Origin of the sequence: Butyricicoccus porcorum (assembly GCF_002157465.1) — a bacterium.
In the GTDB taxonomy this organism is placed as follows: domain Bacteria; phylum Bacillota; class Clostridia; order Oscillospirales; family Butyricicoccaceae; genus Butyricicoccus_A; species Butyricicoccus_A porcorum.
This window is the reverse complement of record NZ_NHOC01000005.1, coordinates 154,974-177,823: the sequence shown is the minus strand read 5'-3', so window position 1 is coordinate 177,823 and position 22,850 is coordinate 154,974. Positions and strand designations below refer to the sequence as shown.

Genomic DNA, 22,850 nt, shown 5'->3' with positions numbered 1-22,850 from the left:
CATGGGATACAATACGTTTAATGCAATCAAAATCGGCCTTGCTTCGCCGGAGCTCATCCGCGAATGGTCTTACGGCGAGGTCAAGAAGCCGGAAACCATCAACTACCGCACCCTCAAGCCGGAGCGCGACGGCCTGTTCTGCGAGCGCATCTTTGGACCGCAGAAGGACTGGGAATGCCACTGCGGACGCTATAAAAAGGTTCGCTATAAGGGCAAGATCTGTGAGCGCTGCGGCGTCGAGGTCACCAAGTCCAAGGTACGCCGTGAGCGCATGGGCCACATCGAGCTGGCCGCTCCGGTTTCCCATATCTGGTACTTTAAGGGCATTCCGTCCCGTATGGGTCTGATTCTGGATATGTCCCCGCGTCTGCTTGAGAAGGTTCTGTACTTCGCCGCTTATATCGTCACCGATCCGGGCGAAGGCACTGGCCTGATTAAGAAGCAGATTCTGACAGAAAAAGAATACCGCGACATGAAGGAGAAGTTCGAGGATGACTTCGAGGCCGGAATGGGCGCGGAAGCAATCAAAAAGCTGCTGGCAGAGCTGGATCTGGAGCAGCTGAGCGTGGAGCTGAAGAACGAGCTGCGCGATGCAACCGGTCAGAAGCGCGTGCGCATCATCAAGCGCCTCGAGGTTGTCGAGTCGTTCCGCAAGTCGGGCAACCGCCCGGAATGGATGATTATGGATGTTGTCCCGGTCATCCCGCCGGAAATCCGCCCGATGGTACAGCTGGATGGCGGCCGCTTTGCGACCTCCGACCTGAACGATCTGTACCGCCGTGTCATCAACCGAAACAACCGACTCAAGCGTCTGCTTGAGCTGGGTGCGCCGGATATCATCGTCCGCAACGAGAAGCGCATGCTTCAGGAAGCAGTCGATGCGCTGATTGACAACGGCCGCCGCGGCCGCCCGGTCACCGGCCCGAACAACCGCCCGCTCAAGTCGCTGTCTGACATGCTGAAGGGAAAGCAGGGACGTTTCCGTCAGAACCTGCTCGGCAAGCGTGTCGACTACTCCGGCCGTTCGGTTATCGTCGTAGGCCCGGATCTGAAGATTTATCAGTGCGGTCTGCCGAAGGAAATGGCAATCGAGCTGTTCAAGCCGTTTATCATGAAGCGTCTGGTTCAGGATGGTCTGGCTTCCAATATCAAATCGGCCAAGAAGATGGTTGAGCGCGGCAAGCCGGAGGTTTGGGACGCACTGGAAACCGTCATCAAGGGCCATCCGGTTATGCTGAACCGTGCACCGACGCTGCACCGTCTGGGCATCGAGGCATTCGAGCCCATTCTGGTCGAGGGTCGTGCGATTAAGCTGCATCCGCTGGTTTGTACCGCGTTTAACGCGGACTTCGACGGCGACCAGATGGCAGTGCATCTGCCGCTGTCCGTCGAGGCACAGGCAGAGGCACGCCTGCTGATGCTGTCCGCCAATAACCTGCTCAAGCCGCAGGACGGCAAGCCGGTCACCATTCCGTCGCAGGATATGGTACTCGGTTCGTACTACCTGACCATCGACCGCGACACCGAGCGCGGCGCAGGCAAGGTATTCCGCAATACCGATGAGGCACTCATGGCATATGATGAGGGCGTCATTGAAATTCATGCGCCGATCAAGGTGCGCATGACCAAGGAAATCGACGGTGAGATCGTCAGCGGTCTGGTCGATGCGACCGCCGGCCGCCTGATCTTCAACCAGAAGATTCCGCAGGATCTGGGCTTTGTTGAGAGAAAGACCAAGCAGGATATGCTCAAGCTGGAGATCATGCAGACCTGCGGCAAGAAGGAGCTCGGCAAGATTGTCGACCGCTGCATCCGCATCCATGGCTTCAACAAGACCGCTGAGGTTCTGGACTCCATCAAGTCGATGGGTTATAAATACTCCACCAAGGGCGCACTGACCGTTTCGTTCTCCGATATCTTCGTTCCGAAGGAGAAGCCGGAGCTGATTGCGGCATCCGAGAAGAAGGTTGCCATGATCGATAAGAAATATAAGCGCGGCTTTATCACCGATGAAGAGCGTTACCGTCTGGTTGTCCGCGAGTGGGAGAAGACCACCAATGACGTTACCGAGGCGCTGACCTCCAACATGGACCGCTTCAACCCGATCACGATGATGGCACAGTCCGGTGCCCGTGGTTCGATCAATCAGATTCGTCAGCTGGCAGGCATGCGTGGCCTGATGGCGAACGCAGCCGGTAAGACCATCGAGATTCCGATCAAGTCGAACTTCCGTGAGGGTCTGTCCGTACTGGAGTACTTCACCTCCGCACGAGGCGCACGTAAGGGTCTGGCGGATACCGCACTGCGTACCGCGGACTCCGGTTACCTGACCCGTCGAATGGTTGACGTATCGCAGGAAGTCATCATCCGTGAGCAAGACTGCGGCGCGACCAGCGGCATCTGGGTTGAGGACATTATGGATGGCAACTCTGTCATTGAGCCGTTTGCAGAGCGTCTGGCAGGCCGTTATCTGGTCGAAGACCTGTATAATCCGGCAACGGGCGAGCTGCTCCAGAGCAAGGACGACATGATGACGGAAGACGATGCAAAGCGCATTGTCGATGCAGGCATCAAAAAGGTGCAGATTCGTACCGTTTTGCAGTGCCGCGCACGCAAGGGCGTCTGCGCACACTGCTATGGTTCCAACCTGGCGTTCGATGCGCCGTGTGCAATGGGCGAGGCCGTCGGTATTATTGCGGCACAGTCCATCGGCGAGCCGGGCACCCAGCTGACCATGCGTACCTTCCATTCCGGCGGTATCGCAGGTTCCGATATTACCCAGGGTCTTCCGCGAGTTGAAGAACTGTTCGAGGCAAGAAAGCCGAAGAAGGTTGCAACGCTGGCAGAAATCGGCGGTATTGTCACCATCGAGGAAAGCAAGCGTACCACTGTCAAGACGGTCAATATTGTCAACAGCAAGACCGGCGAGACCAGAAGCTATCAGCTCGCATCGTCCTCCGGCATCCGTGTTTCCGATGGCGAAGAGGTTGTACAGGGTCAGCAGCTGAACGAAGGTGCGCTCAACCCGCATGACATCCTGCGCATTCTCGACCCGCGCGCGGTACAGGATTACCTGATTAAGGAAGTTCAGAAGGTTTACCGTCAGCAGGGCGTTGATCTGAACGACAAGCACATTGAGGTTATTGTCCGCCAGATGATGCACAAGATCAAGGTTGAGGACGCAGGCGACACCGATATGCTGCCGGGCGCAATGATGAGCCTGATCGAGTTCGAGGATGAGAACAACAAGATTCAGGAGCGCATTGACGCAGGTGAGACCGAGCTCAAGCTGGCAACCTACTCGCCGGTACTGATGGGTATCACTAAGGCGGCACTGGCAACCGATTCGTTCCTGTCTGCCGCATCCTTCCAGGAGACCACCCGTGTCCTGACCGATGCAGCCATCAAGGGCAAGGTTGACCCGCTGACCGGCCTGAAGGAGAACGTCCTGATCGGTAAGCTGATTCCGGCAGGCTCCGGTCTGAAGGAATACCGCGACGGCCATTACGAAGAAATCCACAATCTGGATTAACCGTACCGTACTTTTCTTTTTGAGGAAAAGAAAAGTACGCAAAAGAAAACCTTTCCGCGCGCTCCCGCGCGAACCCGTGCCGGCGGACATACCGGTCCGCCGGCTGGCGAGGATTTCCGGTTTGTGGTACAACGAGATACAGGCAGACGCTGTGCAAACGCGCACAGCGTCTGTTTTTCTGTTTATACCTATACTTTTTTATGCTTCTGTTATACTTCTGTTATGCTTCTTTTCAGATACGCCCTAACTTCTTTTCAATTTCTTTTATATTTCTGCAAGTGCGATTGATTTGGCGCAGACAGTGGCCGAACAAGTGCGTGCGAATCTCCTGCGGGTATGGTATACTGTCAGCAGGAGGCGAAGAACGATGCTGTTTCATCCGCTGGACTGTAAAACCTGGCCGCGTGCGGAGCATTTCCGGTATTATACCGACGTTGTGCGCACGCGCTACAACCTGAATTATGAGATTGATATCACCGCACTGCATCAACATGTGAAACAGAAAAAGCTCAGATTTTATCCTGTGGCGCTTTGGATGGTCATGCGCGTGGTCAATGACACAATGGAGCTGCGCATGGCGACAGATGCTGACGGCAATCCGGGCTATTGGGAGTACTGTGTGCCGTCGTACACAATTTTTCATGAGGATGACCATACGTTTTCCGATATCTGGACGGAATGGAACGATGATTTTCGCGTGTTTTATGCACAGGCTGCGGAAGACATGGGAAAATATGCCGGGGTGAAGGGGGTCAAAGCAAAGGCGGGCAGGCCGGACAATTTTACATCGCTGTCCATGCTGCCATGGCTCAGCTTTACCGGGCACGGCTGCGATACCTATACTGCGCCACAAATGCTGTTTCCGATTTTCCTGATGGGGAAGTGGCACGCGCGCGATGGGAGACTGCTTTTGCCGGTCTCGCTTTCGCTCAACCACGCGGCGGCAGACGGCTGGCATGCGGCAAAGGCCTTCCGGGATATTGAGAATCTGGCAGAAAATCCGGAAAACTGGCTGGTATGAGGGATAAAACCATGAAGAACGACAAATACTGGAAATACGGCTGTTCCGCTGTGACCGCAGCTATGCTTGTCATTTGTGTTTCCGTTGCGCGCCGCGATCTGATGCTGCGCAAATACTGTAAGGATGTGGAACTCGACTCGTTTTTCGGGGAACTGGCGCTGCCGCTGCTGATCGTACTGGTGGGGGCATATGCAGTCTTTGCCCTGTGGCAATGGATTGCCGACCGCCCTGCCGCGCGCAGGCAGCTGATCTCCGTTACGCTGGCGGCCGTGTTTTCGTTCGGCTTTCTGTCTGGCGGATATCTGCGATATCACAATGCAGTGTATCAGGCGAGTGAAAAGCAGGCGAAGTATGACAAGGCGTGGGATAAGGGGCTGCTATACGATCTCAAAGGCCTGTTCCGGTGACACATTGCAGGAATGCAGGACGCCTCCTGCATGCGTTTTTTTGCCCGGGTTTCCCCGGCTTTTCAAAAAAATTTTACCGGTTTGTGCAAATGTATGAATAAAACCCGGCTGAGAGGGAATGCTGTTTTCTGCTTTGTAAAATCGAAGAAAAAAAGATTGACAACAGGGGGTTCATGGGGTAAAATAAACGGGTATGCGATAAGGAGGTATCGTTATGCTCTCAGAGCTGTCTTCGGCGGCAAAAGTCGTCGGTGTCAAGCAGTCTAAGAAAGTCATCCGTGACGGCGGCGCAAAGCAGGTATTCATTGCCGCGGACGCAGAGCGGCGGATTACCGACCCTATCCGGGCGTTGTGTGAGCAGCACAATGTCGAAGTGACCGGGGTTTCGTCCATGAAACAGCTGGGCGAGGCGGTCGGCATCGCCGTCGGCGCTGCCGTTGTCGCGGTCACAGAATAAGTCCGATTTTAACGGGACAAACTCCCGCTGAAATAAATCTATTCATTCTTATTTAAGGAGGTGCCAGTTAAATGCCAACCTTTAACCAGCTCGTTCGCAAGGGCAGACAGGAAGTAGCGTACAAGTCTACCGCTCCGGCTCTTCAGGTAGGTCTGAACTCCCTGAAGAAGAAGGCAACCAGCCAGCCGTCCCCGCAGAAGAGAGGCGTCTGCACTACTGTCAAGACCATGACCCCGAAAAAGCCGAACTCCGCACTGCGTAAGGTCGCTCGTGTTAAGCTGACCAACGGTATGGAAGTTTCCGCTTATATCCCGGGCATCGGCCACAACCTGCAGGAGCACTCCGTCGTTATGGTTCGCGGCGGCCGTGTCAAGGACCTTCCGGGTGTTCGTTACCATATCATCCGCGGTTCCCTCGATACCCAGGGCGTTGCAAACCGCCATCAGGCCCGCTCCAAGTACGGCGCGAAGCGTCCGAAGCCGGGCAAGTAAACAAAAGCCCAAATCAAAACCCACACTTAACCCGTGCGTTTGACTTGAACACTTTTGGTTCAGCAAAGCAGAACAAGCTTTGTCCTGAGCGTGTTTGAATAGATTTGTTTCAGACTCCTCGGACAGGCGATGACAAAAGCCAGGGGTGGCTTTTGAAGTACCTATGAAATCATTTTTTTGTGAAGGAGGGAAGTATCGTGCCAAGAAGAGGATTTGTTCCCAAGAGAGAAGTTCTTCCGGATCCGCTCTACGGCTCCCAGCTCGTTACCAAGCTGATCAACTCGATCATGCTCGACGGTAAGAAGGGCGTAGCCCAGAAGGTTGTTTACGGTGCTTTTGACATCGTGAAGGAGAAGACTGGCCGCGATCCGTTAGAAGTATTTACTGAGGCAATGGATAACATTATGCCGTCTCTGGAAGTTAAGGCTCGCCGTGTCGGCGGTGCTACGTACCAGGTTCCGATGGAAGTTCGCCCGGAGAGACGCCAGACCCTGGGTCTGCGCTGGATCACCAAATACTCCCGTGCCCGTTCTGAGAGAACGATGGCTGAGAGACTCGCAGGCGAAATCATGGACGCAGTGAACAACCTGGGCGGTGCCGTTAAGAAGCGTGAAGACACCCATAAGATGGCAGAGGCTAACAAGGCGTTTGCACATTACAGATTCTAATCTGGTCTGTATTGGGTAGCTTTACGAAAGGAGAACACTATGCCCAGAGAGTTTACACTGGAAAAAACCAGAAATATTGGTATCATGGCGCATATCGACGCCGGCAAGACGACGACCACCGAGCGTATCCTGTTCTATACGGGCCGTACGCATAAGATCGGTGAGACGCACGAAGGCGCCGCTGTCATGGACTGGATGGCTCAGGAGCAGGAGCGCGGTATCACCATTACGTCCGCTGCTACCACCTGCCACTGGAAGGGCCATCGTATCAATATCATCGACACCCCGGGTCACGTTGACTTTACCGTAGAAGTACAGCGTTCCCTGCGTGTCCTCGACGGCTCTGTTTGCGTATTCTGCGCAAAGGGCGGCGTCGAGCCGCAGTCTGAGACCGTTTGGCATCAGGCTGACGACTACAAGGTTCCGCGTATGGCATTCGTCAACAAGATGGATATCATGGGCGCAAACTTCTACAACGTAGTTGAAATGATGAAGGATCGTCTGAAGTGTAAGCCGGTTCCGATTCAGCTGCCGATTGGTTCCGAGAGCGATTTTGTCGGCATCATCGACCTGATGACGATGCGCGCAGAGGTTTACTATGATGACCTCGGCAAGGACGTCCGCGATGAGGACATCCCGGCTGACATGCTCGACAAGGCGCAGGAGTACCACGACGCCATGGTTGAGTCCATCACGGAGACCGACGACGATCTGATGATGAAGTACCTGGAGGGCGAAGAGATTACCGTTGAGGAGCTCAAGGCCGCACTCCGCAAGGCAACCATCGCCAACGAGCTTGTACCGGTACTCTGCGGTACCGCTTACCGCAATAAGGGCGTTCAGATGCTGCTGGATGCTGTTATTGATTACATGCCGGCTCCGATCGACATTCCGCCGATCAAGGGTATCAACCCGGATACCGGCGAGGAGGACGAGCGTCCGTCCGATGACGAGGCTCCGTTCTCTGCACTGGCGTTTAAGATTGCCACCGACCCGTTCGTTGGCCGTCTGTCCTTCATCCGCGTATACTCCGGTACCGTTGACGCAGGCACCTCTGTCCTCAACGCAACCAAGGACAAGCGCGAGAGACTGGGCCGTCTGTTGCTGATGCATGCAAACCACCGCGAGGATATCACCAAGGTATACTCCGGCGACATTGCCGCAGCTGTAGGCTTCAAGAACACCACCACCGGTGACACGCTGTGCGACGAAAAGCACCCGATCATCCTGGAGTCCATGAACTTCCCGGAGCCGGTTATCCGTGTTGCCATCGAGCCGAAGACCAAGGCCGGTCAGGAGAAGATGGGCATCGCGCTGGCAAAGCTGGCAGAAGAAGACCCGACCTTCAAGACCTACACCGACGAGGAAACCGGTCAGACCATCATCGCAGGCATGGGCGAGCTCCATCTGGAGATCATCGTCGACCGTCTGCTGCGTGAGTTCAAGGTTGAGGCGAACGTAGGCAAGCCGCAGGTAGCCTACAAGGAGACCATCCGCAAGTCTGCTGACGTTGAGTGCAAGTACGCACGTCAGTCCGGTGGTAAGGGCCAGTATGGTCATGTTAAGATCATCCTCGAGCCGAACGAACCGGGCAAGGGCTACGAATTCATCAACAAGGTTGTCGGCGGTGCGATTCCGAAGGAATACATCGAGCCGGTTAACCAGGGTATCCAGGGCGCTATGCAGAACGGCGTACTGGCAGGCTACCCGGTTGTTGACTGTAAGGTTACCCTGTATGATGGCTCCTATCATGAAGTCGACTCCTCTGAAATGGCGTTTAAGATTGCCGGTTCTATGGCATTCAAGGATGCAATGAAGAAGGCTGACCCGGTTCTGACCGAGCCGATCATGCAGGTCGACGTTATGGTTCCGGAGGAATACATGGGCGACGTTATCGGCGACCTGAACTCCCGCCGTGGCCAGATTCAGGGCATGGAGCCGCGTGGTGCTGTACAGGCAATTTCCGCAGCAGTTCCGCTGTCCGAAATGTTCGGTTACGCGACCGACCTTCGTTCCCGCTCCCAGGGCCGCGGCCAGTATGTCATGCAGCCGAGCCACTACGCGGAGATCCCGAAGTCCATTCAGGAGAAGATCATCGCAGGCCGCAACAAGCAGGGCTAATCCCAAAGGTTATGCTTGCTTTTTTGCAGGCATTAAGATACAATAAGTCTGTAATGACTATGTCCCTATCATACAAAGGAGGATAACAACAATGGCAAAGGAAAAGTACGTAAGAGACCTGCCTCATGTTAACATTGGCACCATCGGCCATGTCGACCACGGCAAGACCACCCTTACCGCTGCAATCACCAAGGTTCTCGCTCTGGAAGGCGAAGCTGAGGTTATGAAGTATGATGAGATCGATAAGGCTCCGGAAGAGAAGGAGCGTGGCATCACCATCAACACCGCTCACGTCGAGTACAAGACCAAGAATCGTCACTACGCACACGTTGACTGCCCGGGCCATGCCGACTACGTTAAGAACATGATCACCGGCGCTGCTCAGATGGACGGTGCAATCCTGGTCGTTTCTTCCGCTGACGGCCCGATGCCGCAGACCCGTGAGCACATCCTGCTGGCTCGCCAGGTAGGCGTTCCGTACATCGTTGTCTTCATGAACAAGGTTGACCAGGTAGACGACGAGGAGCTGCTGGATCTCGTAGAGATGGAAATCCGTGAGCTGCTGAGCGACTACGAGTTCCCGGGCGACGACATTCCGATCATCCGCGGCACCGCTCTGGGCGTTCTGGAGTGCGAGTCCACCGATCCGAATGCACCGGAGTACGCTTGCATCCATGAGCTGATGGACGCTGTCGACGAATACATTCCGACCCCGGAGCGTAAGTCTGACCTGCCGTTCCTGATGCCGGTCGAGGACGTATTCTCCATCACCGGTCGTGGTACCGTTGCTACCGGCCGTGTAGAGCGTGGCCAGATCAAGATGGGCGAAGAAGTTGAAATCGTCGGCCTGATGGACGCTCCGCGCAAGACCGTTGTTACCGGTATCGAGATGTTCCGCAAGCTGCTCGACTACGCTGAAGCTGGCGACAACATCGGCACCCTGCTGCGTGGTATCCAGAAGAACGAGGTCGAGCGTGGCCAGGTTATCGCTAAGCCGGGCTCCATTCATCCGCATACCAAGTTCAAGGGCCAGGTATACGTTCTGAAGAAGGAAGAAGGCGGTCGTCATACTCCGTTCTTCAACAACTACCGTCCGCAGTTCTACTTCCGTACCACCGACGTTACCGGTGTTATCTCCCTGCCGGAAGGCGTTGAGATGTGCATGCCGGGCGATAACGTCGACATGGACGTTGCGCTGATTACCCCGATCGCTATCGAGAAGGGTCTGCGTTTCGCTATCCGTGAGGGCGGCAGAACCGTTGGTTCCGGCGTCGTTACCGAGATCTACGAATAATTGATCGTATCTCTTTGAGATAACGCACATTTTGTCCCGTCCGGGTTCATCCGGGCGGGACTTTTTGCGTGTTCCGTGCTATAATAGGAGGGCAGAAATTTTGACGGAGGACAGGACTATGGACAACGAGCTGCAAAGCATCAGCGGCACGGTGGATGCGGTGATTTATCAGAATGAAGACAACGGATACGCCGTCATCCGCGTGGTCACAGACAACGGCGAGGAGGTGACGGCGGTCGGCACACTGCCGCAGATCTGCCTCGGCGAGGAACTGATGCTGACCGGGCACTGGGTCACCCATGCCGCCTATGGCGAGCAGTTCCAGACGGAATATTTTGAACGCCGCATGCCGGCTACCGTCAAGGGCATTGCGGACTATCTGTCCTCCGGTATTGTCAAAGGCATCGGCCCGAAGCTCGCGCGCAAGATTGCCGACTGTTTTGGTGAGGAAACATTTGAGGTCATGGCGAACGAACCGGAACGCCTGACCTGTATCAGCGGCATCACAGCGCGCAAAGCGGAGGCGATCGGTGAACAGTTCCGTCATCAGACATCCATGCGCCGCCTGATGGAATTCCTGATGGAGAACGAGCTTCCACCGCAGCTGGCGGCGCGGCTGTATAAGCGATATAAAGAATCTGCCATCGAGCACATCATGGAAAACCCGTATCTGCTGTGCAATGAAGAATTTGAAGTGGATTTCACGGCAGCGGATACACTGGCACTGTCACAGGGCATGGCGCTGGACAGCCCGGAACGGCTGAAGGCGGGAATCCTGTATACGCTCCGGTTCAACCTGACCAATGGGCATACCTTTATTCCAAAAAACAAGCTGCTTGCGACGTCCAGCCGGTTGTTGCAGGATGAGGACGGCTTTGAGCCGGAGGCAGAGCTGCTGGACGATGCATTTGCACAGCTGGAGGACACCGGGAATCTGGTGTGTGAACACATCTGTCGCCGCGATGCAGTTTATCTGGAGCCGATGCATGAGGCAGAGGTTTTTGTCGCGGATTATCTCGCCGAGCTGTCTGATTCGGAATATGAATATGAGTTTGATGTGGGTGAGCTGCTGGACTCGCTGGAGGAAAACAGTGCAATTACCTATGCGCCGCGGCAGCGGCAGGCAATTGAATGGGCGGCGCGGTATGGCCTTGTCATCCTGACCGGCGGCCCGGGCACCGGTAAGACGACGACGGTGCGCGGTATGCTGGAATTTTTCGATGCTGTCGGACTGGAGACTGTGCTCGCCGCGCCAACCGGGCGTGCGGCAAAGCGGCTGAGTGAGCTGTGTGGGCGCGAGGCGAAGACCATCCACCGCCTGCTTGAAGCAGGCTACCGTGGTGCCGACCCGCATGCGGCGTTTGCACGCAACAAAGAAAATCCATTGGAATGCGACGTTGTCATTCTGGACGAGGTGTCGATGATCGACATTGTGCTGATGCAGGCGCTGCTCGAAGCGCTGCGGCCGGAAACGCGTCTGATATTGGTGGGCGATGCCGACCAGCTGCCGCCGGTCGGCCCGGGCAATTTCCTGCGCGACTGTATTGGCTCGGAGCGCATTCATACCATCGAGCTGGATGAGATTTTTCGTCAGGCACAGCAGAGCGCCATTGTACGCAATGCGCACGCGATCAATCACGGAGAAATGCCGGTCAGCGGTGGACGTGACGGCGATTTCTTCATTATGAAGCAGCGCAGTGCGGACGATGTCATGGCGACAGTGGTGGAACTGTGCCGCAAACGCCTGCCGGATTATTATGGGTTTACACCCGATCAGATTCAGGTGCTGACGCCGTCGCGCCGACAGGCGGCGGGTACACACCAGCTCAACAGCCTGTTACAGAAGGCACTCAATCCACAGGAGCCTGGCAAGCCGGAAAAACGCTATGGTGATACGGTGTTTCGGCTCGGTGACCGCGTCATGCAGGTGCGCAACAATTATGACATCGTGTGGGAAAAGCAGGATGACCCGGATGAGGTCGGTTCCGGCATGTTCAATGGCGATGTGGGGCGCATCGTCGGCATTTCACTGTCGGAGGAGAGCATGCTCATCCAGTTCGACGACAAGCTGGCGCATTATTCGTTTGACATGCTCAGCGAGTTGGAGCTGGCGTATGCGATGACTGTGCACAAGTCGCAGGGCAGTGAATTTGACGCGGTCATTGTCGCACTGCCCAACGGCATCGGCAGGCGGCTGCTCACACGCAACATCCTGTACACGGCGATTACACGCGCAAAGAAGCTGCTGGTGCTTGTCGGAGACCCGGCGGTGACAGAGACCATGGTCAATACAAACACGCGCAACCGACGCTACAGCGCGCTGCGCGCACGGCTCATCCGCAGTGCAAAGGAGCCGGAACAACTGGGACTGGATGAAGAATGAGGGCGCTGACACTGTTGTACCCGCCGAAGTGTATGGTGTGCGGGGAACGGATTTCAGAGGAACAGCATGGGCTGTGCCCGGACTGCCGCGCACGCATCGGACAGGATATGCGAGCACTGTACTGTTCGACGCCGCAGAATACCGATGGACTGGTCTGTGCCGCGCCGTATCAGGGACGATTCCGGCGTGCGGTTTTGGATTATAAATTTAATCAGCGATATGCATATGGCAAGCCACTCGCGGAGCTGGCCGCGCAGGCGTGGGAGCTGCATCACATGCCCCGGCCGGAGCTGGTGACCTGTGTGCCGATCAGCGCGGCACATGCACATGGGCGCGGCTTTAATCAGAGTGCAGAGTTGGCAAAATGCATTGCAGCGCAGTGGGACATACCATTTGAAGAAACTCTGCGCAGGCGGGTGCTTGCGCGTCGGCAGGTTGACCTGCGTGCAGAGGAGCGCTGGCACAATGCCCGCCGGACTTTTTTTCCGCGCAGTTCGGCGGATGTCAACGGAAAGACCGTTCTTCTGGTCGATGATATCGTGACGACGGGGGCAACGGTCAGCACATGTGCGGGCATTTTGCGGGAAATGGGTGCCGTGCACGTCTGGGCACTCGCCGTGGCGAAGACCATGCGATAAAATCAGTACATACCGACAGCGTTGCGCGAACCCTGTCGAGCAAAAAAAGCAGCATCCTGTGTATCAGTGCTGTCCAAACCGGCATATACTGTTGTGTAACCCGAAAAATGGACAGGAGGGACACAGGATGTTTGCATTTGGCATGGATTTGGGAACGTCGTCGGTGCTGCTGTACCGGCAGGGAAAGGGAATTGTCTTGCGGGAACCATCGGTGGTCGCGGTGCGCCGTAGAAGTGGACAGGTTGTCAGTGTCGGACAGAAGGCACGGGATATGCTCGGACGAACACCGGAGGATTTGCTTGCCGTACGCCCAGTGCGCGGCGGGGTCATCACGGACTGTGAAATTGCCGGAATCATGGCGCGAACCATGCTCCGACGCGCGGGCTGCGGCGGCATGTTCCGCCCCAATCTGCTCATCTGTGTCCCGCCGCTGGTGTCCGAATTGGAGGAGAGAGCGGTACTCGATGCCGGCATCCAGGCGGGCGCGTCCCGGGTCTATTTGATGGAACAGCCGGTTGCTGCGGCGGCTGGCGCGGGCATTGATCCGCACAGCCCGAAGGGCACGCTGGTTGTGGATATCGGCGGCGGGACGACAGATATTGCGGTGATTTCCATGGGCGCGGTTGTGCGTGCGGTCTCCATCCGCATTGCGGGGGACAGCTGTGACAATGCGGTACAGGCCTATCTGCGCGATGCACATAATCTGGATATCGGCCTGTCCACTGCGGAATACATCAAATGTGAGATCGGCGGCGTGCTGCCGCGCGAAAAAGAAAGCCGGCTCACCGTGCGCGGCCGGCGCGTCTCTGACGGGCTTCCCGCCTGTGTAACCGTCCAGTCGGGGGAGCTGGTCTCTGTCCTGCATGAGCAGGCGGAACAGATTCTCGCCGCCATCTGTGGGTTGATTGAGCTTACGCCGCCGGAGCTGGTCGGAGACCTGACGGAAACCGGACTGGTGCTGGCAGGCGGCGGGTCCAGGCTGTACGGCATTGGCAGCTATCTGTCGCAGGAGTTGGGGCTGGAGGCGCATACTTCTGATGACCCGGAGGCGTGTGTGGTCGAAGGGACAAGCCGGGTGCTGGGCAGGCTGAAAAACTGCAAAGAGGGAACCATCAATATTGCGCGCCGCAGGCAGGGGATCGTGTGATTCCCTGCCTGTTTTGTCTGAGATCGCGGCAGCAAAAAAGACCGCCTGCAATCAACCGATTGCAGGCGGTCTGCGATATGTTTGCACTTATTCTTTCTGCGCGATGTCGATGTATTCGAGAATCATATCGACAACCTTGCTGACACCGAGTACGCCGGAATCCAGGCACATGTCATAATTGGCGGCATTGCCCCAGATCTGACCGGTGTAGAAATTATAGTACGCGGAGCGCTGCTTGTCCAGCTTTTCCAGCGTTTCCTTGGTCGCTTCGGGAACCTTGGGGTCATCCTTGGCGTGCTCGAGGCGTTTTTCCATCGGCGCCTTGATGAAGAAATTGTAGATTTCCGGTTCCTTGCGCAGGATATAATCGGCACAGCGTCCGACGAAGACGCACGAGCCCTTCGCGGCGAGGTCGCGGATGATATTGCGCTGGGTGACATACAGCTGGTCAGTCAGCGACAGGCCGTTGATGCCGGCGGAGCCGAACATGGTCAGCGAATATAAGAAGCTGTTGGTTGCGCGGCGGTCGAGCTGATCGAACAGATCTTCGCTGAAGCCGCTCTCCTTTGCAGCAAGGGTAATCAGGTCGCGGTCATAATAGGGGATGCCGAGACGGTTGGCCAGTTCCTGCCCGACCTCGCGGCCCTGGCTGCCATACTGGCGGCTGATGGTGATGATGGTATTGGCTTTCATGTAGACTCCCTCCGATCCTACAGGAATTTTATGCTGGATGCATTTTCTTTATTACCTGTATTTTACGGCAAAATGTGGAGAAAGTCAACAAAAAATAACCGGTAAAATGAGAATATTTTGTGAATGCTTTACAGATTACTTGTCCTCAACGATGGCAGTGCCGATCTCGTTGACATTGCCAGCACCCATGGTCAGGATCAGGTCACCCGGCTGGGCAATTTCGCGCAGGCGCGCTTCGATTTTGTCGAACGAATCGTAATATTCGGCGCCGTCCAGTGCGTCCGCGATGTCCTTCGAGCTGATGCCGAAGGTGTTCTTTTCACGTGCGGCATAGATGTCTGCGAGAATTGCCTTATCACACAGGCCGAGCGCATGGATAAACTCCGGCAGCAGGGCGACGGTGCGCGAATAGGTATGCGGTTGAAAGACGCAGATAATACGGTCGTAATCCATTTCCTGTGCGGTGCGCAGTGTCGCTTCCATTTCTGTTGGATGATGTGCATAATCGTCGACGACCATGGCACCGTTTGCCATACGACCGGTCAGTTGGAAGCGGCGGGCGGAACCGGTGAACTGGTTCAGGCCGGCAGCGGCAGCCTCCGGGTCGAGGCCGAGGAAGATACAGACGCCGCAGGAAGCCAGCGCATTGAGCATATTGTGGCGTCCCGGAACGGACAGGTCGACATGGGTGTATTTTTTGCCGTTATGCATGACATCGAAGCTGTAATAGCCATGGCGGTCGGTGATATTTTCCGGATAGACATCCGCATTCGGCGTAGAGCCGAACGTGATGCAGGTGCGGTCGATGCCCTCAACGGCCTTCCTTGCATTGGCGGAATCCGCATTGACAACCAGTGCGCCGGTTTCCGGTACGAGTTCACAGAAGCGGTGGAACGAATGGATGATGTCATCGATGTCCTTAAAGAAATCCAGGTGGTCGGCGTCTACGTTGAGCACGACGGCAACCGTCGGGTGGAAGCTGAGGAACGAATTGGTGTATTCGCACGATTCCGCAATGAAGCAGTCATGTGCGCCGATGCGCAGCGTGCCGCCGATGGCGGGCAGGTTGCTGCCGACCATAACAGTCGGGTCAATGCCGCACTGCATGCCGATGAGTGTCAGCATAGAGGTCGTGGTGGTCTTGCCATGCGTGCCGGAGACACAGATTGCGTTGCGGTAGGCCAGCATGATGGAGCCCCACGCTTGTGCGCGCTCGATGACCGGGATGCCCAGCTCATGTGCGCGTGCAATTTCCGGGTTGTCGTCGTGGACGGCGGCGGTGCGGATGACGAGGTCAGCACCTTCTACATTTTCCGGCAGATGGGCGTATGTAATCTTCACGCCAAGTGCTTCGAGCTTGTCCGTAACGGGAGACTCGGTGCGGTCGGAACCGGTGATTTTTGCGCCGAGGTGCAGCAGCAGCTCCGCCAGTGCGGACATGGAAACGCCGCCGATCCCGACGAGATGGATGGATTTATGGTCAGTCACATAGGACGTCAAAGAAAAGTCAGACATAATGACATGCCTCCCTGAATCAGCAATAGATGTTCAACAGCGCAAATGCTGTTGGAAAATTTCGGTCGGTTTAGGAAAAACCACGTATATTATATGACAAATCGTTCAGAATATAAATAGGTTCAGACAAGAAAAATGGTTACAATATGGTAAAAGGAGTACCACAAATGGAAATTACAGACATTCAGTTCCGGCATCTCAATGAGGAAGGACGCCTGCGCGCACTGGTGTCGGTGACCTTTGACCGCACGTTTGCGGTACATGACATCAAGGTGATCGACGGGCCGGAGCGGCTGTTCCTGGCCATGCCGTCGCGCCGCATGCCGGACGGGCGTTACCGGGATATTGTGCACCCGGTAGGTTCCGAAATGCGCGAAAAGCTGGAGCAGGCAGTGCTGAAGGAGTACCGCCAGACTGTCGAAAGCCGGAATGGATGACGAAAGCTGTCACAGCCGGTCGGACAAATTGGCTTTTTCCGGCTGAGATAGCGTTTGCACTTCTCTGCGGAATACGGTAGAATAGAGGGCATGAGGAGTGTGAAATAATGAAAATATTGCTGCTGACCGTTACAGCAGGCTATGGCCATCATGCCACGGCAAAGGCGCTGGCGGATCTGTTCGAGCAGAGGGGTGCAGAGACAAAGATCGTCGATGTGTATGAATATATCAGCAAGGTGGTTCGCACCGCAATTTCACAGGGATATCTGCTTTCGTCCAAATATACGCCGGAGATATATCGGCTGTTTTATACCAGGACGTCCAAGAACAGGAAAAAGCTGAACAAGATGAACATTGTGAAGATTGTCAACACGCTCGGCGCGTTTAAGTTTGAGCATTTTGTCGACAACTTCGAGCCGGATGCTATTGTATGCACGCATGTGCTTGCGGCGCATCTGGTCAGCGAGATGAAGAACCGGCACATGGTGGATGCACCGTGCATCGGTGTCGTAACGGATTACTGTATCCATCCGTACTGGGAGGATGTCGTGAACATGGAAGCGCTGGTCACGGCGAGTGAGCTGATTACACACACCGCAGTCAAGCGGGGCATTTCGGAGGAACGCATCCTGCCGCTTGGCATTCCGATTCATCCGAAATTCAACCGCTATCTTTCCAAAGAAGATGCCTGTGCCCAGTTGGGTCTCGACCCGGAGCGGCGCACGGTACTGGTCATGGGCGGCAGCATGGGCTATGGCAACAGCCGCAAGCTGGTGCGGCAAATCACAAAGCTGGGGCTGGGCTGTCAGATTCTCGCCGTCTGCGGCAACAACAAGCGCGCGTATAACCGCCTGAAGGCGTTTGCACAGGAATATGACGGCGATTGCACCATACAGGTCATGGGATTTGTGGACAACGTCGAGGTGCTCATGAGTGCGGCGGACTGCATTATTACGAAGCCCGGCGGGCTGACGGTGTCCGAGGCAATTGCCAAAGGCGTGCCGATGGTTCTGGTCAACCCGATTCCGGGACAGGAGGAACGCAATGTGGAGTTCCTGCTCAACAACGGCATGGCGTCACTGGTGACCAAGACCTTTCCGTTGGATGACGCGCTGTACCATCTGTTCCACAATCCGGTACGCCTGCGCACGGTGCGCGAATCCATCCGCGCCATCGGGCATCCGGATGCATCCGAACAGCTGGTCAATTATGTCATCGGGCTGGTAAAGCAGCGGGAATCCGGTGCCCTGCCGCAACAGGACGGCGCAGACAGCCTTCCGGATACACTGAACACAGCTACATAACCAATTCAATCGCGGGCGCACTGGAATCAGCGCGCCCGCGTTCTGCCTGCAAGGCATTTGACTTTTGACAGGGAGTGTGTTACTTTTAATATGTTGCTTTTACTGGTAAAACAGTTGCGCAGTAAAGTAGAAAAGAACAGATAAAGAGAATAGAGGTTAGTTACCCATGCCGATTACCGATTTACTGGAGAAAAACAGCAAGCTCTATGGCGACGATGTTGCACTGGTCGAGCTGAACCCGGAGATCAAGGAGATTCGCCGCGTCACGTGGAAGGAATATGACCTGATGGAGCCGACACCGGCGACCAGCTACCGCCGTGAAATCACCTGGCGCGTGTTCGATGAGAAGGCAAACCGTTTTGCCAATCTGTTGCTCAGCCGCGGCGTCAAAAAGGGCGATAAGGTCGCCATTCTGCTGATGAACTGCCTCGAGTGGCTGCCGATTTACTTCGGCGTGCTCAAGACAGGCGCGCTGGCCGTGCCGTTCAATTTCCGCTATGATACGGATGAAATCAAATACTGTGCTGAGCTGGCGGAGGTCGATGTCATTGTCTTCGGCAGCAACTTTATCGGGCGCATTGAGCCGATTGCGGATGAGCTGGGCGCGGGTCGCCTGCTGTTCTATGTCGGAGAGGGCGGCTGCCCGATGTTCGCAGAGGATTACAATTCCCTCGCGGCAAACTGCTCGAGCCAGGCGCCGCTGATTGATATCCGCGACGACGATGACGCTGCCATTTATTTCTCCTCCGGTACGACCGGCTTCCCGAAGGCGATTTTACATAACCATGAAAGCCTGATGCACTCCGCCCGTGTCGAGCAGGCGCATCACGGCCAGACCAAGGATGATGTCTTCCTGTGCATCCCGCCGCTGTATCATACGGGCGCGAAAATGCACTGGTTCGGCAGTCTGATTTCCGGCGGCAAGGCAGTCCTGCTCAAGGGCACCAAGCCGAAGTATGTGCTCGAGGCCGTGTCCAAGGAAAAGTGTACCATTGTCTGGCTGCTTGTGCCGTGGGCACAGGATATTCTGGATGCACTCGACCGCGGTGATTTTAAAATAGAGGATTACGAGCTGGATCAGTGGCGGCTGATGCACATCGGCGCACAGCCGGTTCCGCCGTCCCTCATCCGCCGCTGGAAGCAATATTTCCCGAATCATCAGTACGATACCAACTATGGCCTGAGCGAATCCATCGGTCCGGGCTGTGTTCATCTGGGTGTGGAGAATATCCACAAGGTCGGTGCCATCGGCGTACCGGGCTTTGGCTGGGAGACAAAGATTGTCGACGAACACGATCAGCCGGTGAAACAGGGCGAGGTCGGCGAGCTGTGTGTCCGCGGCCCCGGCGTTATGACATGTTATTACCGCGACCCGAAGGCGACCGCAGAGGTGTTGCGCGACGGCTGGCTGTATACCGGTGATATGGCGATGCAGGATGAGGACGGCTTTATCTTCCTCGTGGATCGCAAGAAGGATGTCATCATCAGCGGCGGCGAAAATATTTATCCCGTACAGATCGAGGACTTCCTGCGCGCATATCCGTCCATCAAGGATGTTGCAGTGATTGGTATGCCGGATCAGCGTCTGGGCGAAATTACGGCAGCCATCATCGAGATCAAGCAGGGCTTTACCTGTACGGAGGAAGAAATCCGTCAGTTCTGCAACAAGCTGCCGCGCTATAAGCGTCCGGTCAGGATCATTTTTAACGATATCCCGCGCAACCCGACGGGCAAAATCGAAAAGCCCAAGCTGCGCCAGATGTACAGCGTCGAAAACCTCGTCGCAAAGGAAAATCAGGGTTAATTTTTATCTCGCAAGCGAATGCGGCTCCTGTGTCCGGCGGTACGGAACAGGAGCTGCTTTTGATAATTCAGGGGCGGAAAACAGGGTATTCTTTGTGAAAAATCACAAAAAATAGTTTACTGTTGTGCGGCAATGTGTTAAACTATTTTTTGAAAGCGTCGTTTATTTTGCCGCCCCCGGCGCGGGGAGGTAAACAGGAAGGAGTGCCGTATGGCAAAATTGGACAACAAACAGCCGAGTCTGGCCTTGTACGAAAATATCCTCAAGCTCAAAACCGTCGAGGAGTGCCGCAGTTTTTTTGAAGACCTGTGCTCCGCGACTGAGGTGCGGGCGATGGAACAGCGCTTTGACGTAGCCGTTTTGCTCTCACAGGGCAAAATCTACAATGACATTGTCGGATGCACAGGCGCGAGCAGCGCGACCATCAGCCGGGTCAGCCGCATGCTGTCCTCCGGGACGGGTGTGCTGCGCGGCATCACCGAGCAGGTTTCCGACAGCGAATAGACAGAACGCCGTGCCGGCGGGGAATCAGATTTTCCGTCGGCATGGATAGAAAAAAGGAAGGGAATTATTTATGAAGCAGCTCATGCTGGGCAATCAGGCGGTTGCCCGCGGCCTGTATGAAGCAGGATGCAGTGTGGTTTCCAGCTATCCGGGAACGCCGAGCACCGAGGTCACAGAAGAGGCCGCAAAATATGACGAAATGTACTGCGAATGGGCACCGAATGAAAAGGTTGCCATGGAGGTTGCATTTGGCGCATGTCTGGCAGGCAAGCGCAGCTTCTGCGGCATGAAGCATGTCGGCCTGAATGTTGCCGCCGACCCGCTGTTCACCGTTTCGTATACGGGCGTCAATGCAGGTATGGTCATCGTTGTCGCGGACGACGCAGGCATGCATTCCTCGCAGAACGAGCAGGATTCGCGCCACCATGCGATTGCTTCCAAAATCCCGATGCTGGAACCGTCGGACTCCGCGGAAGCGCGTGCGTTTACCATGCGCGCGTTTGAGCTGTCCGAGCAGTTCGACACGCCGGTGATTATCAAAATGTGTACGCGCGTTGCGCATTCTCAGAGCATCGTCGAGACCGGCGAGCGCATGACGCCGCCGGAAAAGCCGTATGAAAAGAACATCGCAAAGTATGTCATGATGCCGGGCAACGCAAAGCGCCGTCATCCGCTGGTTGAGCAGCGCACCCGCGACCTGATCGCGTTCGCAGAAGACTGTGAGTTCAATCGCGTCGAGATGGGGAATACCGCGCTCGGTATCATCACCTCCAGCACATGCTATCAGTACGCGAAGGAAGTATTTGGCGACAACGCCTGCATCCTCAAGCTGGGTATGATTAACCCGCTGCCGGAGAAGCTGATTCTCGACTTCGCCGCAAAGGTGGACAAGCTGGTTGTCATCGAGGAGCTGGATCCAATTATTGAAAATCATTGCAAGCAGCTCGGCCTGACTGTCACCGGCAAGGATGTCCTGCCGATGGAGGACGAATTCTCCCAGAACCTGATTGCCGAAAAGCTCGGCGTTGCGGTACCGGAGAGCAAAAAGCTGGAGGAAACAATGCCGCCGCGTCCGCCGGTTATGTGTGCAGGATGTCCGCACCGCGGCCTGTTCTACACGCTGGCGAAAAATAAGTGCACCGTACTGGGCGACATCGGCTGTTATACGCTGGGTGCTGTGGCGCCGCTGAACGCCATGGAGATGACGCTCTGCATGGGCGCTTCGATTTCCTCCATTCATGGCTTCAACAAGGCACTTGGCAAACAAGCTGAGGGCAAGACGGTTGCTGTCATCGGCGATTCCACATTCATGCATTCCGGTATGACCGGCCTTGCCAACATCGCCTATAACCAGAGCAATTCCACCGTCATCATTCTGGACAATTCGATTACCGGCATGACCGGTCATCAGCAGAACCCGACGACAGGCTACAACATCAAGGGTGATCCGGCGGGCAAAATTGATCTCGAGGCACTGTGCCGCGCGATGGGCTTTGACCGCGTCCGTGTTGTCGATCCGTATGATCTGAAGGCTGTTGATACCGCCGTGAAGGAAGAGCTGGCAGTGGACGCGCCGTCCGTTATCATCAGCCGCCGTCCGTGCGCGCTGCTCAAATATGTCAAGCACAATCCGCCGCTGAAGGTCGACACGGATGCTTGCCGCGGCTGCCGCAGCTGCATGAAGCTGGGCTGTCCGGCGATCAGCATTAAGAACGGCAAGGCAGTGATTGACAATACCCTGTGTGTTGGCTGCGGTGTCTGTCAGCAGCTGTGCGCGTTCGATGCGCTCAAGTCCTGAGGAGGTGGCTGAATTATGACAAAGAATGTAATGATTGTCGGCGTCGGCGGTCAGGGTTCGCTGCTTGCGAGCAAGCTGCTCGGCCATCTGCTGCTGGAGCAGGGCTATGACGTCAAGGTATCCGAGGTTCACGGCATGAGCCAGCGCGGCGGCAGCGTGGTTACATATGTCCGGTTCGGCGATGCTGTCTATTCGCCGATTATCGACCGCGGCGAAGCGGATTTTATCGTTTCGTTTGAGAAGCTTGAAGCAGCCCGCTGGATGGAATACCTCAAGCCGGGCGGGCGCGTGATCGTCAATACGCAGGAAATCGATCCGATGCCGGTTATCACCGGTGCGGCGCAGTATCCGGCTGACCTGGTAGAGAAGATGCGCGCACTGGGCGCACAGGTTGACGATATGGATGCACTTTCCCTTGCTGTTCAGGCAGGCTCTCCGAAGGCGGTCAACCTTGTGCTGATGGGACGCCTGTCGCGTTATTTTGAGGATATCCCGGAGCAGGCATGGCAGGATGCCATTACCGCCTGTGTCCCGCCGAAGTTCCTGGAGCTGAACAGAAAGGCCTTTGCACTGGGACGCGCTGAATAAAATAGAATTTAAAACAATTGCTGTGTTCCATTTAGATAGAGAGAGGAT

The 22,850-nt window shown here is 55.8% G+C and carries 19 protein-coding genes; 17 read left to right on the top strand and 2 right to left on the bottom strand.

The window, feature by feature from the left end:
* Position 1 precedes the first annotated feature (1 nt).
* The 11 genes from rpoC (at position 2) to mreB (ending at position 14,159) form a co-directional block, all read left to right on the top strand.
* Positions 2-3,532 (top strand): DNA-directed RNA polymerase subunit beta', encoded by a 3,531-nt coding sequence (rpoC, locus tag CBW42_RS06670; RefSeq protein ID WP_087018991.1) that lies wholly within the window; start codon positions 2-4, stop codon positions 3,530-3,532.
* 367 nt (positions 3,533-3,899) lie between these two features.
* On the top strand, positions 3,900-4,553 hold the full coding sequence (locus tag CBW42_RS06665; RefSeq protein WP_087018989.1) for a CatA-like O-acetyltransferase: 654 nt from the start codon (positions 3,900-3,902) through the stop codon (positions 4,551-4,553).
* A gap of 11 nt (positions 4,554-4,564) precedes the next feature.
* A complete protein-coding gene (locus CBW42_RS06660) occupies positions 4,565-4,960 on the top strand; it encodes a hypothetical protein (RefSeq protein WP_087018987.1) in 396 nt (131 codons plus the stop codon).
* A gap of 214 nt (positions 4,961-5,174) precedes the next feature.
* On the top strand, positions 5,175-5,417 hold the full coding sequence (locus tag CBW42_RS06655) for a L7Ae/L30e/S12e/Gadd45 family ribosomal protein (RefSeq protein ID WP_087018985.1): 243 nt from the start codon (positions 5,175-5,177) through the stop codon (positions 5,415-5,417).
* 71 nt (positions 5,418-5,488) lie between these two features.
* A complete protein-coding gene (gene rpsL, locus CBW42_RS06650) occupies positions 5,489-5,908 on the top strand; it encodes a 30S ribosomal protein S12 (RefSeq protein ID WP_087018983.1) in 420 nt (139 codons plus the stop codon).
* A gap of 197 nt (positions 5,909-6,105) precedes the next feature.
* Complete coding sequence (rpsG, locus tag CBW42_RS06645; RefSeq protein ID WP_205703619.1) at positions 6,106-6,576, top strand: 30S ribosomal protein S7; 471 nt, start codon at positions 6,106-6,108, stop codon at positions 6,574-6,576.
* A gap of 39 nt (positions 6,577-6,615) precedes the next feature.
* Complete coding sequence (fusA, locus tag CBW42_RS06640; RefSeq protein ID WP_087018979.1) at positions 6,616-8,697, top strand: elongation factor G; 2,082 nt, start codon at positions 6,616-6,618, stop codon at positions 8,695-8,697.
* A gap of 91 nt (positions 8,698-8,788) precedes the next feature.
* Positions 8,789-9,991: an elongation factor Tu gene (tuf, locus tag CBW42_RS06635; RefSeq protein WP_087018977.1), complete on the top strand. Its 1,203-nt coding sequence runs from the start codon at positions 8,789-8,791 to the stop codon at positions 9,989-9,991.
* A 100-nt stretch (positions 9,992-10,091) separates the two neighbouring features.
* The gene (gene recD2 / locus CBW42_RS06630) at positions 10,092-12,374 is read left to right on the top strand and encodes an SF1B family DNA helicase RecD2 (protein WP_242969819.1); all 2,283 of its coding nucleotides are present in this window, start codon (positions 10,092-10,094) and stop codon (positions 12,372-12,374) included.
* Complete coding sequence (locus tag CBW42_RS06625) at positions 12,371-13,012, top strand: ComF family protein (protein ID WP_087018973.1); 642 nt, start codon at positions 12,371-12,373, stop codon at positions 13,010-13,012. The genes recD2 and CBW42_RS06625 overlap by 4 nt, the downstream gene beginning before the upstream one ends.
* Before the next feature lie 127 nt (positions 13,013-13,139).
* Positions 13,140-14,159 carry a rod shape-determining protein gene (mreB, locus tag CBW42_RS06620; RefSeq protein ID WP_087018971.1) on the top strand — a complete coding sequence of 340 codons (1,020 nt, stop codon included), beginning with the start codon at positions 13,140-13,142 and terminating at the stop codon, positions 14,157-14,159.
* Between the two features lie 87 nt (positions 14,160-14,246).
* Here the strand turns inward: mreB and CBW42_RS06615 are convergent, their stop codons facing one another.
* Both CBW42_RS06615 and murC read right to left on the bottom strand, forming a co-directional pair.
* Positions 14,247-14,852, bottom strand: coding sequence for a cytidylate kinase-like family protein (locus CBW42_RS06615; protein ID WP_087018969.1), 606 nt, complete (start codon positions 14,850-14,852; stop codon positions 14,247-14,249).
* A 135-nt stretch (positions 14,853-14,987) separates the two neighbouring features.
* Positions 14,988-16,367 (bottom strand): UDP-N-acetylmuramate--L-alanine ligase, encoded by a 1,380-nt coding sequence (murC, locus tag CBW42_RS06610; protein WP_087018967.1) that lies wholly within the window; start codon positions 16,365-16,367, stop codon positions 14,988-14,990.
* Positions 16,368-16,534: 167 nt separating this feature from the next.
* Between murC and spoVG the strand changes: the two genes are divergently transcribed.
* The 6 genes from spoVG to CBW42_RS06580 all read left to right on the top strand — a co-directional run bounded on the left by spoVG (position 16,535) and on the right by CBW42_RS06580 (position 22,802).
* Entirely contained in the window at positions 16,535-16,804 is a 270-nt protein-coding gene (spoVG, locus tag CBW42_RS06605) for a septation regulator SpoVG (RefSeq protein ID WP_087018965.1), read from the top strand.
* Between the two features lie 107 nt (positions 16,805-16,911).
* Positions 16,912-18,108, top strand: coding sequence for an MGDG synthase family glycosyltransferase (locus CBW42_RS06600; RefSeq protein ID WP_087018963.1), 1,197 nt, complete (start codon positions 16,912-16,914; stop codon positions 18,106-18,108).
* Between the two features lie 166 nt (positions 18,109-18,274).
* The gene (locus CBW42_RS06595) at positions 18,275-19,912 is read left to right on the top strand and encodes a class I adenylate-forming enzyme family protein (RefSeq protein ID WP_087018961.1); all 1,638 of its coding nucleotides are present in this window, start codon (positions 18,275-18,277) and stop codon (positions 19,910-19,912) included.
* Positions 19,913-20,122: 210 nt separating this feature from the next.
* A complete protein-coding gene (locus tag CBW42_RS06590; RefSeq protein ID WP_087018959.1) occupies positions 20,123-20,416 on the top strand; it encodes a YerC/YecD family TrpR-related protein in 294 nt (97 codons plus the stop codon).
* 70 nt (positions 20,417-20,486) lie between these two features.
* Positions 20,487-22,214, top strand: a complete 1,728-nt coding sequence (gene iorA / locus CBW42_RS06585) for an indolepyruvate ferredoxin oxidoreductase subunit alpha (protein WP_087018957.1) — start codon at positions 20,487-20,489, stop codon at positions 22,212-22,214.
* A gap of 12 nt (positions 22,215-22,226) precedes the next feature.
* Positions 22,227-22,802 (top strand): indolepyruvate oxidoreductase subunit beta, encoded by a 576-nt coding sequence (locus CBW42_RS06580; RefSeq protein ID WP_205703625.1) that lies wholly within the window; start codon positions 22,227-22,229, stop codon positions 22,800-22,802.
* The last annotated feature ends 48 nt before the right edge of the window (positions 22,803-22,850 follow it).